Source organism: Pectobacterium peruviense, assembly GCF_003312355.2.
GTDB lineage: Bacteria > Pseudomonadota > Gammaproteobacteria > Enterobacterales > Enterobacteriaceae > Pectobacterium > Pectobacterium peruviense.
Genome location: NZ_CP161826.1, coordinates 3,928,704 through 3,941,311, shown reverse-complemented (window position 1 = coordinate 3,941,311; position 12,608 = coordinate 3,928,704). Strand labels below are relative to the sequence as shown.

Here is a 12,608-nt window from a genome sequence, read left to right as displayed (position 1 = left end):
GGTATTAATTCGCCTTAGCCTGTGAGTACGCGTCTTCCGCCGCTTCTTGCACTGCGCCACTGGTCATCGTGGCACCCGACACGCCATCAACCTGTATGCTCTGCTTTTCGGTCATGGTTTTTGCGAGTTCAATTGCCGCTTCCCCGCCGACTTCGGGCGTCTCTTCTGGGGCATCAATCGTCGATTTGAGGACTTTCCCCTGTGCATCGATATCGAGCGTGACGGTGACATCGCCGCCGATACCCTGTCTGGCGGCAGAGTAGGTGCCAGCTTTAAAATTTCCGTCTTGTGCGACTGCGGTTCCCATGACGAATAACAAACAAAGTGGAAGGATTCCTGAGCATATTTTCATATCAATAGTTCCGTTAGTTTTTGAATGAATACGGTGAATAACTACGTTATCTCCCATAAATAAAGTTATCTCCCATGAATAAAGTGATAGCCGTCGTCGTTATTGAGGGGCCTGAATATCAGGCAGCAAATTGGTAACCCAATGCCGAGTAATAAAAATAACAGGCTGAAATGGTTAAGATTGAGAGCGATTTCGAACTGAGAAAGAACGCGTAATATCGGAAACGTCAGCGTCATACTGAGCATGACAGAAAGCAGTTGGCTAATGGTTAACAGGTTATTACCGCTGTGGTACGTGCTGTTATTCAGATTACTGAAAGCCAGTGTGCTTTCCGCTGAATATAACGTCGAAATCAGCACACCTAAGAGCATGGCGATAATACCGATGAGGTGCATCGATCTCTCTTGCACGGCGACACTCAAGGCAAGCACGCACAGCGATGTGATGCCGGTCGTCAGCATCAACAATCGTCGGTAGCCGATACGCTTGACCAGTGGCTCGAACAGCAACTTTGACAGCAATGCACCACTGGAAAAGAGCAGCAGAATCAGGCTGGTTTCTGCGGGTTTACAGGCCAGCGTCGTTTGCAGCATGAGTGAGAGCACGACGGGTATTGATGCCAGTAGCGTTCGCGTCACAATGCCGCCAATAATGCCGATAGAGAAAGTTCTGATGCCAAACAGGGCGCGAGGGAATAATGCGGTCTCTGCAATGAGATGTTGCCGGTAATAAATAAAAACCAAACCCAGCGTGCTGCAAGATAGGAATAACATGACGAACGTTGGCAGTATATTTCTTGTGGCGGTGGTTAACATGAAGGCCACAAGGAATAGCATCAAAATGGGAAAGGCGACTTCATAGGCACCGGTGCGTGACGTCTCTTTAATCGTCGCAACAGGAATATATTTGGTTGCCAGAAAAAAGCAGACGAAAGCCAGCGGAATATTAACGAGAAAAATAGCCTGCCAGGAAAGAAAGCTAACCAGAATATTACCAAATACGGGGCCGATTAGGGTGCCGAGTAATCCCAGCAAGGTCACCCGATTAAGAAAGCGTAATTTCAGGCTCTGCGGGGTGGTACGCAGTATCACGGTTCTGATGATGGGCAGCATGAGCGCACCGCCGATGCCTTGAATAAAGCGGTAAACGCTTAAACTGCCGAGTGTGGTAGCCGTCATGCACAGCAGCGAACCGAGCGTGAAAATGGCAATTGCTATCTGGTAGGTTTTCCTTTCTCCGAGTCGTTCCGCCAGCCAGCTATTGGCCGGCGTAAACGCGACGACCGTGACAATATAAGAAATCACGATCGTTTCCATATGCAATACCGGCTGATGCAGCGACTGTGCGATAGCCGGAATGGCGATATACACCATGGTGGTATCCAGGGATTGCATGAAAAAGGTGGCGGAAGCAATCCAGAATAAGACCCATGACGTATTCATTTAGGCCACCGTCATTTGTCCGGCATAAAGCACGAACAGTCGTAGCAGGAACACGCCGAACAGGCTCATGACGGCTAAGGTAATCACTTGCCCTTTGCCGGAATGGGCAGAGGGTTTGCGTACCCGATTGATAATCGAGGGGATCACAATGCCGATGCCGATAATGCCAATCCAGAATACGCCTCCCCAGAAGCCCGATAGCGCGGTCTGGGCGGCGACAACTTTTTGCCCGCCGCCAAGCAGCAGCCCGACAAAAAATGCGAGCAGAAGGAACAGTTCGGCATACACCACCGGGGTTTCCACACGATGGATGAAATGCAGGGAGCGTGAATTCCCTGATGCCTGATGCCCCCACGCGCTGGCCAGCAGCATGACGGCAATACCGGATGTCGTACCGGATACTAAAAACAGGACGGGCAGAACGGGGTTGTTCAGTAACGGGAACGATTTCAGCGCGGACAACAGGAAACCGGTATAGCAGCCGAGCAGGACGGCCAGTACCAGCAGCAGGTTTTCAATTATCGCGGCATTTTTAACGATAATCGCCGTTAACTTACGCGCTCGTGCAGCCAGTGCGGGACGGTGCCAGACGGTCTCAAGCTGGGTCAGCCATACGTCATGATAAAGCGTAATGAGCCATAACAGCATCACGACGAAATACACCTGAAAGAGCATCACGCCAAGCGACATGATGGAGGTGGGATTGTAAAAAACCATCAAATACCAAAAGGTCAGCGGTTTAGTCAGATGAAAAATCAGAATCACCAGCCCGAGGATCACGGCGAGCGGTGCCACGATGGCCGTGGCTTTGATCATGCGATTACTGCCGTGGTATTCGGTGGGAACGTAGTGCCTGAGGAGCAGAGACAGCGACACCATCCCCGCCGAAATGCCGACCAGAAGAAGGTAAACGGCGATGGGCCAATCCCAGACCAGCGTGTCGAACGTGAAGGCATTATGCATTGTCGATTGCTCCTCGTTTCCCAGGAATACGATAGAGTTGAGGCTCGGTGCCCAGATAAACCTTGGAGCGGTAGGTCGCGTTGCTCTCGATCATCTTAGAAATGTTGCTTTCAGGGTCGTTGAGATCGCCAAATACCAACGCTTTAGTGGGGCAGATTTCTACGCAGGCGGGCTGCTTCCCTGCTGCCAGATTGCTTTCCCGACAAAAATTGCATTTGTCTGCCGTTTTCGTGACGGGGTTGATGAAACGCACATGGTAAGGGCACGCGGCAATACAGTAGCGGCAGCCTACGCAGCGCTTATCGTTGACGTCGACAATGCCAGTGAGCGCATCTTTGAAGGATGCGCCCGTTGGGCAGACGGCAACGCAGGGCGGATTCTCACAGTGCTGGCAGGACTTACGGAAAAATTGCTTGATGGCGCGCGTTTTCTCGACGGCGGGAATGTCGACGGTTTGCAGTATGTCCAGCCGGGTTACGCCGTCAGGGACGTTATTCGTCTCTTTGCAGGCTTTGATACAGGCTTTGCATCCGATACAACGCATCTCGTTATGCAATAAGCCATATTTAACGGCTACTTTAGCCTGCGGCTTTTCTGGCTCATTTTGCGCTTGTGCGAGACCGATATTTCCACTAACGGCAATCGCACTTCCCATATAGGCAATAAAACGACGGCGAGATAACTCTTCCATATCATAAATCTTCACATTGAGGTGATAGCCGTGCGAACCCCTATCTGTCATAGACATTATTAACCCAATAATAATGTTAATCGTTCGCAGTGTGATGCTAATAGAAAAGAGTGACCCATAATTACGATGGAAATAATGAATAGGCCACGTTTTTATTGTGGTTTTATTGGAGCATGGCAATAAAAGGCTAAGTGTGCGTTTGGTCACATTTGTTTTTTTGTAGTTTCCTATATAACAAACATCGATTTGTTATATATGCCATTCAATTGGTTTTTTTTATTTATTTCTTAGAAGGGTTGTTTTTAGGAGGCAGCGTTTCCATTGGAGTGGTTTGTTTTTTTTATTTTTTCCGTTCGCGATGATAGTGAATAATTGATGTATGTCAGATTATACGTTTTTTTATCCGATAATGATGGCGTATAAATTGAGGTTAGTCTTTTGTTTGCAACAAATAAAAAACGTTAGTGCTTATTTGTCACTAACGTTTATGTAACATAAATAATTAAGAATAGAAAATATTAATGGTAGGTTGGTATCAGGGTTTTAAGTGCTTATCAAGAAAGCGGACGGTAATCTGCATGATGTCCGGTTGCAACCAATGTGGTCCGCCGTGCTCTGCATCCTTAACGCTATAATAGGTCGATTCGATATTTTTCGCCGTCAGAGCCTGATGCAGGCGCTCGGTCTGGCGTGGAGAAACCACCGTATCGTTTGTACCGTGCATGATCAGGAATGGAGGCGTCGCACCGTTGATAAAGTTAATAGGGTTAGCCGCTGCGGCTTTGTCAGGATAGCGGGTGATTGCGCCACCCTCATTAAATACCGACGTGCCGTTGACCCAGATAGCTTCTGTTGCAGAAGGCGACGTGTGTCTCTGAACGACATCGTCAGGGAAGCCTTCACCAACGAGCGTCAGATCGGATAATCCATAGAAATCAATCACGGCCTGCACATCACTGCTTTGGTCAAGATTATCGCCTTTATCGTAGGCTTTCGAGCCATTGGTTGCCCCGGCAAATGCTGCCAGATAGCCACCCGCAGAAGCGCCGAAAACCGCCGCATGTTGGCCGTCAATACCAAATTTTTTCGCATTAGCGCGCAGATAACGAATGGCGGATTTTACATCTTCCAGCGGCGCGGGGAAAAGAACGGTAGGGGCGACACGATATTCCATACTAGCAACCACATAACCCGCTTCGGCAAGGTTAAGACGCTGTTGCAGGTAATTATCCTTATTGGCATTAACGAATCCGCCGCCCGTAATGAATAATACGACGGGGAGTGCTTTCTTCGCTTCAGGCTGAAGAATATCCATTTTTAATGCAACATTCGGATAGCCCCGCACCGATACCTGAGAATAAACGACGTCAGAGATTAATTTCACCGATGTGGTTTCCTGCTTTACGGTGATGTCATGTTGATTCGGTGCTGCATTGATTGCAGTGGTGCTCATCATTGCCAAGGTTGCTAACCCTATTTTTGTTGTTTTCGAATAATCCATATCTTAAGTCCTTTTGTTAGGGGGATGTAAACTTTTTTGGTTTGTGAGGAGTGATGTTATTATTTGTAAAGATAATATTAAAAAATCTTTAATATTATTGATGTGCCGCCTTAGCTAATCAACTATTTCCTTATTGATAATAAGTTGACTACATCTACCATTAACGTTATTTCTCATTAATTAAATGTGCATCTAATCACATTTGATTATTTACAAAGCTATATAATTATTATTGTGGTTAGTTATAAATGAGGCAGTTGATGCGTAATATAAAACAATGTTTAGTATAAAGCGTGTGATTTATTATCAGGAACTCATCCGGGTCGGGAGTTTCACCAAGGCGGCGAAAGCGCTGAATATCTCTCAGGCTTTTTTGTCACAGGAAATCGCGCGCCTGGAGATTGAAACGGAAAGAAAACTGATTAACAGAACCACTCGACAGTTTTCTCTGACGCCATTTGGGAAGATCTTTGCTGACAAAATTCAGGGAATGATTAAAGAACATTATGAGCTGGAACAGTTCGTTAGCAGCTATGAGGAAAGCACGGACGGCGCACTGCTGGTTGGCGTAATCCCGATTTTTAATCGTCTGGCCCACTACAATATGTTTAACCTGTTTCAGAAAGCCTACCCCAATATTGATATCTCTTTTATTGACGGCGTGAGCACCGATTTGCTGGAAAGGGTGCGCAATAGCGAGATCCATCTGTCTTTTTCGACGCCTTTCGATGAATACCTGAACGATCCTTTGTTTCATCACACCATTTGCCAGATTGACGACATTGTTGCCGTGATGGCGACGTCGCATCCCCTTGCTGATAATAAAACGCTAAGCCTGCCGCAGCTGGTAAAAGAAAAGCTGATCGTTCCGCAGAAAGGGACGGGGGAGCATGCCGCTGTTTCTGAATCCTTCACCAGACAGGGCATCAACCCCAGCTACTTTCGTGAATGCAGCAACATGGACATCATTATGGATCTGGTGATGAACCTATCCGGCGTGGTCTTCCTCTGTTCGTCTGTCGCCAAAAGCCTGACGGCTTACGATGTCGCGGTTATTCCGCTGGAAGAGCAGTTAAAAAGGACTTTTGCTATTAGCTATCTAAAACGCAGCGTGAACATCCCCATGGTGCGCCTGTTTTTGGATTTCCTGCAAGATTACAGCGAGTCTGTTCGGTAGCGCATTTTACCTCCCTCGATTCATTCAGCTTCCGCTTCCCACTATTCACACGTTTTAGGTAAATGTTGCAAATGTGAATAAATGTGAGGCGATTCAAATTATCGTTATTAATATACTTGTATGGTAGTCAGCACAAACGAATGACTACATGCATAGAAGGATAAGTAACGTGAAGATTGTCAGCGCTGAAGTGTTTGTCACCTGCCCGGGGCGGAACTTTGTCACTCTGAAGATTACGACAGACAGCGGATTAACCGGCCTTGGTGATGCGACGCTCAATGGGCGTGAGCTGCCGGTCGCTTCTTACCTCAAAGATCATGTGTGTCCGCAGCTTATCGGCCGTGATGCGCACCAGATCGAAGACATTTGGCAGTATTTCTACAAAGGCGCGTACTGGCGTCGTGGCCCGGTAACCATGTCCGCGATTTCGGCCGTCGATACCGCGCTGTGGGACATCAAGGCTAAAGCCGCCAACATGCCGCTCTATCAGCTGTTGGGAGGCGCATCGCGCACGGGGGTGATGGTGTATTGCCACACGACGGGTCACTCGATTGATGAAGTACTGGATGATTACGCCAAGCATCGCGACCTGGGCTATAAAGCGATTCGTGTGCAGTGCGGCGTGCCCGGCATGAAAACCACCTACGGCATGGCGAAAGGCAAAGGGCTGGCGTATGAGCCTGCAACAAAAGGCAGCTTGCCGGAAGAACAACTGTGGTCCACGGAAAAATACCTCGATTTCACGCCGAAGCTGTTTGAAGCCGTACGCGACAAATTTGGCTTCAACGAACACATGCTGCACGACATGCACCATCGCCTGACGCCGATTGAAGCGGCGCGCTTTGGTAAAAGCGTTGAGGACTATCGTCTATTCTGGATGGAAGACCCGACGCCAGCGGAAAATCAGGAGTGCTTCCGTCTCATTCGTCAGCACACCGTTACGCCGATTGCGGTGGGAGAAGTCTTCAACAGCATCTGGGATTGTAAGCAACTGATTGAAGAACAGCTCATCGACTACATCCGTACCACCATTACCCACGCGGGTGGGATTACTGGTATGCGCCGCATCGCCGATTTTGCCTCGCTCTATCAGGTGCGCACCGGTTCACACGGCCCGTCGGATCTGTCGCCTATCTGCATGGCGGCGGCGCTGCATTTTGACCTCTGGGTGCCAAACTTTGGCGTGCAGGAATATATGGGTTACTCGGAGCAAATGCTGGAAGTATTCCCACATAGCTGGACATTCGATAACGGCTATATGCACCCAGGCGAAAAGCCAGGTTTAGGCATTGAGTTTGATGAAAAGCTGGCGGCCAAATATCCCTATGACCCCGCGTATTTGCCGGTTGCCCGTCTGGAAGACGGCACATTGTGGAATTGGTAAGAGTCGAATGGGTAATTAGAGGCCAAAACATGAAAAGTATTGTGATACAGCAGCCAAATGCGCTGGTGATTGAAGAACGTAGTATTCCACAGCCAGCGGCAGGTGAAGTTCGGGTGAAAGTGAAGCTGGCGGGTATCTGTGGTTCCGATAGCCACATCTATCGCGGGCATAACCCTTTCGCTAAGTACCCGCGCGTAATCGGACATGAATTTTTCGGCGTGATTGAGGCGGTCGGTGACGGTGTGGATGCCGCTCGGCTGGGCGAACGCGTCTCGGTCGATCCGGTGGTGAGCTGTGGCCACTGCTACCCATGTTCAATCGGTAAGCCGAACGTTTGTACCTCGCTGGTGGTGCTGGGCGTGCATCGTGACGGTGGGTTCAGCGAGTACACTGCCGTACCGGCGAAGAATGCACACGTCATTCCCGATGAGATTCCTGATGAATTTGCTGTGATGGTGGAGCCTTTTACGATTTCCGCCAACGTGACCGCGCAGGTGAAACCGACAGAACAGGACATCGCCCTGATTTATGGTGCAGGGCCGATGGGGTTGACCTCGGTTCAGGTACTGAAAGGCGTGTTCAACGTGAAAGAAGTGATCGTCGTTGACCGCATTCCTGAACGTCTGGATATGGCATTACGTAGCGGAGCGGACAGGGTCATCAACAATGCGTCGCTGTCATTAAAAGATGAGTTGGAGGCGCTGAATATCAAGCCTACGCTGATCGTTGATGCCGCCTGCCATCCGTCTATTTTGCAGGAAGCGATTACGATTGCTTCTCCTGCGGCGCGTATCGCCATCATGGGCTTTTCCAGCGAACCTTGTCAGATCAGTCAACAGGGAATCACCAGCAAAGAGCTCTCCATTTTCTCATCGCGCTTGAATGCCAATAAATTCCCTATCGTGATTGAGTGGCTGAAAGAGAAACGTATCGATCCGGCAAAGCTGATCACACACCGATTTGATTATCAGCAGGTAGTACAAGCGATTGAGGTCTTTGAAAAAGATCAAAAACGCTGCTGCAAAGTCCTGCTGACGTTTAATGATGCATGACACGTTATTGGCAACAGGGGATATATAAAAGGGAAACACACTATCGATTACAGAAAACTATAATGATTCCTTTGAAGTAATTATTTCTCTCTTAATCACTCCAGACCATAAATAACGGGCTGGAGTGGATTGCGACACCATGATGAACAGTAACTTTACTTACTGTTATTTATACCCTAAATAATTCGAGTTGCATTAAGGCGGCGACGCAGTGAATCCCCAGGAACTTACATAAGTAAGTGACTGGGGGGAGCGAGTAAACCAACGCACATGCAGCTTGAAGTATGACGGATATACCATAATTACAAAACGTCGAGAGTATATATATGAATACGAAAATAGCATCTGGACAAAATAAACCTGCAAGAAGTACCTCTGACTTAGTTAAAGCGGCGGTGTCCGGCTGGCTGGGCACGGCATTAGAATTCATGGATTTCCAACTGTATTCGCTCGGGGCGGCGCTGGTCTTTCATGAAATATTCTTCCCTGAACAATCAGCGGCGATGGCGCTGATTCTGGCAATGGGCACCTATGGCGCAGGCTATATTGCACGTATTGTCGGTGCCTTTATTTTTGGCCGCATGGGTGACTCCATCGGTAGAAAGAAAGTGCTCTTTATTACCATCACCATGATGGGTATCTGTACCACGTTAATCGGTGTGCTGCCGACCTACGCACAGATTGGTATTTTTGCACCGATCTTGCTGGTGACCTTGCGTATTGTGCAAGGGCTAGGGGCGGGCGCTGAAATTTCCGGTGCAGGCACCATGCTGGCTGAATACGCGCCGAAAGGGAAACGCGGGATTATTTCCTCACTGGTTGCCATGGGCACCAACTGCGGCACGCTCAGCGCTACGGCTATCTGGGCCGTGATGTTTTTCACCCTTGAAAGAGAAGAGTTACTGGCATGGGGCTGGCGTGTACCGTTCCTGGCCAGCGTCGTCGTGATGATATTCGCGATCTGGCTGCGTATGAACCTGAAGGAAAGCCCAGTCTTTGAGAAAGTCAGCAATGACGTCTCTGGTACTGAAGATCCATCATCTGCTCCGGTGGTTGAGCAAAGCGAGCAAAAATCCATATTGTCGATGTTCAAAGGCAAAGCGTTTTGGCTGGCAGTCGGGTTGCGTTTCGGTCAGGCGGGAAATTCAGGATTAATTCAGACCTTCTTGGCTGGGTATTTGGTTCAAACGCTGCTGTTCGAGAAGTATATTCCGACAGATGCCTTGATGATTAGCTCTATTATCGGTTTCATCACCATTCCATTCTTAGGATGGTTGTCAGATAAAATCGGTCGTCGTGTGCCTTATATTATTCTGAATATCTCGGCGATATTGTTAGCCTACCCAATGCTCTCTCTTATCGTTGATAAAGAGAATAGCGTTAATGTCATTATCGTCAGCATTATCATTATTCATAACTTTGCGGTGCTGGGATTATTTGCACTGGAGAATATCACTCTGGCAGAAATGTTCGGCGGACGTAGCCGCTTTACGCAAATGGCGATTGCCAAAGAAACCGGTGGTTTGGTTGCCGTTGGTTTTGGTCCGGTATTAGCTGGTATTTTCTGCAACATGACCGGTTCGTGGTGGCCGATTGTTGTGATGCTGATTGCTTATTCCGTGATTGGCTTATTCGCGGCTATCTGCATGCCGGAAGTCAAAGATCGCGATTTAGATGAATTAGACGACGCAGCATAACGTTCAGATTGTCATTGTTCGAGTTGCAGGGGCGTTGACCTTTCTGCAACTCGAATTATTTAGGGCGTAGACGTATTTTTTGAATCACCTATCAGGGATAACGATGAGTATTAATGAGTTTTCTACCCTTAAACCGCAGGTTGCGGTGCCGCGTTACGACCGACGCCTGCTAAAAACACGTATTGCGCATATTGGCTTTGGCGCATTCCATCGGGCGCATCAGGCGGTCTGTGCCGATAAACTGGCGGCGGAGCAGAGCAGCGACTGGGGTTATTGCGAAATTAATCTGATTGGCGGCGAGCAGCAGATTGAGGCTATTCGCCAGCAGGATTTACTGTGGTCGGTTTCCGAAATGGCGGACAGCGGCTGGAATAGTCGGGTCATCGGCGTGGCGACGACCGCACTGCATGCGGAAGTCGAAGGCATCGAGGCGGTGCTGGAAGCGTTAAGCGCACCGGATATCGCCATCGTGTCGATTACCGTAACGGAGAAAGGCTATTGCCACCATCCGGCGACGGGGCAGTTGAATAGTGAACATCCGCTGATTTGCCACGATCTGGCGTTACCCGCAGAACCACGCTCCCTGCCCGGTGTGATTCTGGCTGCTATCAAACGCAGACGGGAACGCCAGCTACCGGCATTCAGCGTGATGTCCTGCGACAATATGCCGGAGAACGGGCACGTTACGCGCAACGTTATCGTACAGTTGGCGGAACAGCAGGATGTCGAACTGGCGCGCTGGATTGAACAGCACGTCACCTTTCCCTCCACCATGGTGGACAGGATTGTCCCTGCCATTACCGAAGAAACGCTGGAGACAATCCAAGGGCAACTGGGCGTCGCCGATCCGGCTGGGATCGCCTGTGAACCGTTCTTCCAGTGGGTGATTGAAGATAACTTCGTTAACGGTCGTCCCGCATGGGAAAAGGCTGGTGCGGAGCTGGTACAGGATGTGCTGCCGTTTGAGGAAATGAAACTGCGCATGCTCAACGGCAGCCACTCGTTTCTGGCGTATCTCGGCTATCTTGCTGGCTATCAGCATATCAGCGAGTGCATGCAGGACAGCGCGTTGGTCGCGGCAGCGCACCATCTGATGCTACGTGAACAGGCACCGACGCTACGTACGCAGGGTGTCGATCTTGCCGCCTACGCCGGTGCGTTGCTTGATCGCTATCGTAACCGGGCGTTAAAACATCGTACCTGGCAGATTGCGATGGACGGTTCGCAAAAACTGCCGCAGCGGATGCTGGATTCGATCCGCTGGCATCTGGCGAAAGGTAGCCGTTTTGATGCGCTGGCGCTCGGCGTAGCGGGATGGATGCGCTATGTCGGCGGTGTGGATGAGCAAGGGCAACCGATTGAAATCAGCGATCCGCTGAAAGAGGCGATTGCCGAAACGGTGCAAAACAGTATGGAAGGGGAAAGCCGTGTCGTTGCATTGCTGGCGCTGACGGCGATTTTCGGTGAGGATTTACCGCAGAATCCCGCTTTTGTGGAAGCCGTGACGCAGCACTATTTATCGCTGTTAGCTAAAGGTGTGAAAGAGACATTGCAGGCGACGGATTGGTAGGATGAAAAGCGCGGCGGGTTCGGTAACACTGACACTCGCTGCGCTAAGCGTGTATCATAAGCGGTAAATTTCTTGGCTAAGCACAGCGGCATGGATACCTCTTTTCAGATCAACAACAGCGAACCAGTCAACCAGCAAATTTATCGCGTACTGCGCAAAGACATTGTGGAATGCAATATTCCGCCGGGTAAACTGCTGTCTGAAAAAGAAATCTCTGTGCGTTTTGATGTTTCTCGCCAGCCGGTCAGAGAAGCCTTTATCAAGCTGGCCGAGGCCGGATTGGTGCAGATCATGCCGCAGCGCGGCACGTTTGTAATGAAGATCTCCGAACAGCGCGTGGCGGATGCTCGCTTTATCCGTCAGGCACTGGAATGCGCCATTGTGCGCCGTGCAGCCGAAATGGTGACGGACGAGCAACTGCTGACGCTGGAGCACAACTTGCGCCGTCAGGAATTGGCTGCGCAGAATGAGCAGGTTCGCGAGTTTCTTAGCCTCGATGACAGCTTCCATCAGCTTCTGACGCAGATTGCCAACTGTCCGCTGGCGTGGGAAACCATCGAATCGATCAAAGCGACGATGGACCGCGTGCGTTTTCTCAGCCTGAGCCAGGTTTCTCCCCCACCAAGCTTGATCCAACAGCACTACCTGATTTTTAGCGCCCTGAAAGCGCGCGATCCCGATGCGGCGGAAAAAGCGATCCGTGAGCATTTACAGGAAATGATCTATTCGATCACGCCGATTGCACAGCAGAATAGCGACTGGTTCGAGCACGTCTGAGT

The 12,608-nt window shown here is 49.7% G+C and carries 11 protein-coding genes; 6 read left to right on the top strand and 5 right to left on the bottom strand.

The genetic code is table 11. The features are described 5' to 3' along the window. Nucleotides 1–4: 4 nt before the first annotated feature. The 5 genes from DUT67_RS17775 to DUT67_RS17755 all read right to left on the bottom strand — a co-directional run bounded on the left by DUT67_RS17775 (nucleotide 5) and on the right by DUT67_RS17755 (nucleotide 4,949). Nucleotides 5–352, bottom strand: coding sequence for an FMN-binding protein (locus DUT67_RS17775; RefSeq protein WP_113627268.1), 348 nt, complete (start codon nucleotides 350–352; stop codon nucleotides 5–7). A gap of 65 nt (nucleotides 353–417) precedes the next feature. Continuing rightward, nucleotides 418–1,794, bottom strand: coding sequence for an MFS transporter (locus DUT67_RS17770; RefSeq protein ID WP_113627251.1), 1,377 nt, complete (start codon nucleotides 1,792–1,794; stop codon nucleotides 418–420). Then, a complete protein-coding gene (nrfD, locus tag DUT67_RS17765) occupies nucleotides 1,795–2,757 on the bottom strand; it encodes a cytochrome c nitrite reductase subunit NrfD (RefSeq protein ID WP_113627252.1) in 963 nt (320 codons plus the stop codon). Next, entirely contained in the window at nucleotides 2,750–3,448 is a 699-nt protein-coding gene (locus DUT67_RS17760; protein WP_113627253.1) for a 4Fe-4S dicluster domain-containing protein, read from the bottom strand. Before DUT67_RS17760 ends, nrfD begins: the two co-directional genes overlap by 8 nt. Before the next feature lie 535 nt (nucleotides 3,449–3,983). Then, nucleotides 3,984–4,949 carry an alpha/beta hydrolase gene (locus DUT67_RS17755; protein WP_113627254.1) on the bottom strand — a complete coding sequence of 322 codons (966 nt, stop codon included), beginning with the start codon at nucleotides 4,947–4,949 and terminating at the stop codon, nucleotides 3,984–3,986. 277 nt (nucleotides 4,950–5,226) lie between these two features. Between DUT67_RS17755 and DUT67_RS17750 the strand changes: the two genes are divergently transcribed. From DUT67_RS17750 to DUT67_RS17725, 6 genes are all read left to right on the top strand, one after another. Then, a complete protein-coding gene (locus tag DUT67_RS17750; RefSeq protein ID WP_048258915.1) occupies nucleotides 5,227–6,126 on the top strand; it encodes a LysR family transcriptional regulator in 900 nt (299 codons plus the stop codon). 169 nt (nucleotides 6,127–6,295) lie between these two features. Then, nucleotides 6,296–7,510 carry a D-mannonate dehydratase ManD gene (gene manD, locus DUT67_RS17745; RefSeq protein WP_113627255.1) on the top strand — a complete coding sequence of 405 codons (1,215 nt, stop codon included), beginning with the start codon at nucleotides 6,296–6,298 and terminating at the stop codon, nucleotides 7,508–7,510. A 29-nt stretch (nucleotides 7,511–7,539) separates the two neighbouring features. Beyond that, nucleotides 7,540–8,562: a Zn-dependent oxidoreductase gene (locus DUT67_RS17740; RefSeq protein ID WP_113627256.1), complete on the top strand. Its 1,023-nt coding sequence runs from the start codon at nucleotides 7,540–7,542 to the stop codon at nucleotides 8,560–8,562. Nucleotides 8,563–8,888: 326 nt separating this feature from the next. After that, nucleotides 8,889–10,259 (top strand): MFS transporter, encoded by a 1,371-nt coding sequence (locus DUT67_RS17735; protein WP_113627257.1) that lies wholly within the window; start codon nucleotides 8,889–8,891, stop codon nucleotides 10,257–10,259. A 103-nt stretch (nucleotides 10,260–10,362) separates the two neighbouring features. Continuing rightward, nucleotides 10,363–11,829, top strand: coding sequence for a mannitol dehydrogenase family protein (locus DUT67_RS17730; RefSeq protein ID WP_113627258.1), 1,467 nt, complete (start codon nucleotides 10,363–10,365; stop codon nucleotides 11,827–11,829). A gap of 90 nt (nucleotides 11,830–11,919) precedes the next feature. Further along, nucleotides 11,920–12,606: a GntR family transcriptional regulator gene (locus DUT67_RS17725; protein WP_048258920.1), complete on the top strand. Its 687-nt coding sequence runs from the start codon at nucleotides 11,920–11,922 to the stop codon at nucleotides 12,604–12,606. Nucleotides 12,607–12,608: the final 2 nt, after the last annotated feature.

Excerpts from the sequence above, each read along its gene's own strand:
- DUT67_RS17750 (WP_048258915.1), top strand. The coding sequence starts at position 5,227 with ATGTTTAGTATAAAGCGTGTGATTTATTATCAGGAACTCATCCGGGTC.
- DUT67_RS17725 (WP_048258920.1), top strand. The coding sequence starts at position 11,920 with ATGGATACCTCTTTTCAGATCAACAACAGCGAACCAGTCAACCAGCAA.
- DUT67_RS17770 (WP_113627251.1), bottom strand. The coding sequence starts at position 1,794 with ATGAATACGTCATGGGTCTTATTCTGGATTGCTTCCGCCACCTTTTTC.
- DUT67_RS17735 (WP_113627257.1), top strand. The coding sequence starts at position 8,889 with ATGAATACGAAAATAGCATCTGGACAAAATAAACCTGCAAGAAGTACC.
- nrfD (WP_113627252.1), bottom strand. The coding sequence starts at position 2,757 with ATGCATAATGCCTTCACGTTCGACACGCTGGTCTGGGATTGGCCCATC.
- DUT67_RS17730 (WP_113627258.1), top strand. The coding sequence starts at position 10,363 with ATGAGTATTAATGAGTTTTCTACCCTTAAACCGCAGGTTGCGGTGCCG.
- DUT67_RS17775 (WP_113627268.1), bottom strand. The coding sequence starts at position 352 with ATGAAAATATGCTCAGGAATCCTTCCACTTTGTTTGTTATTCGTCATG.
- DUT67_RS17755 (WP_113627254.1), bottom strand. The coding sequence starts at position 4,949 with ATGGATTATTCGAAAACAACAAAAATAGGGTTAGCAACCTTGGCAATG.
- DUT67_RS17740 (WP_113627256.1), top strand. The coding sequence starts at position 7,540 with ATGAAAAGTATTGTGATACAGCAGCCAAATGCGCTGGTGATTGAAGAA.
- DUT67_RS17760 (WP_113627253.1), bottom strand. The coding sequence starts at position 3,448 with ATGGAAGAGTTATCTCGCCGTCGTTTTATTGCCTATATGGGAAGTGCG.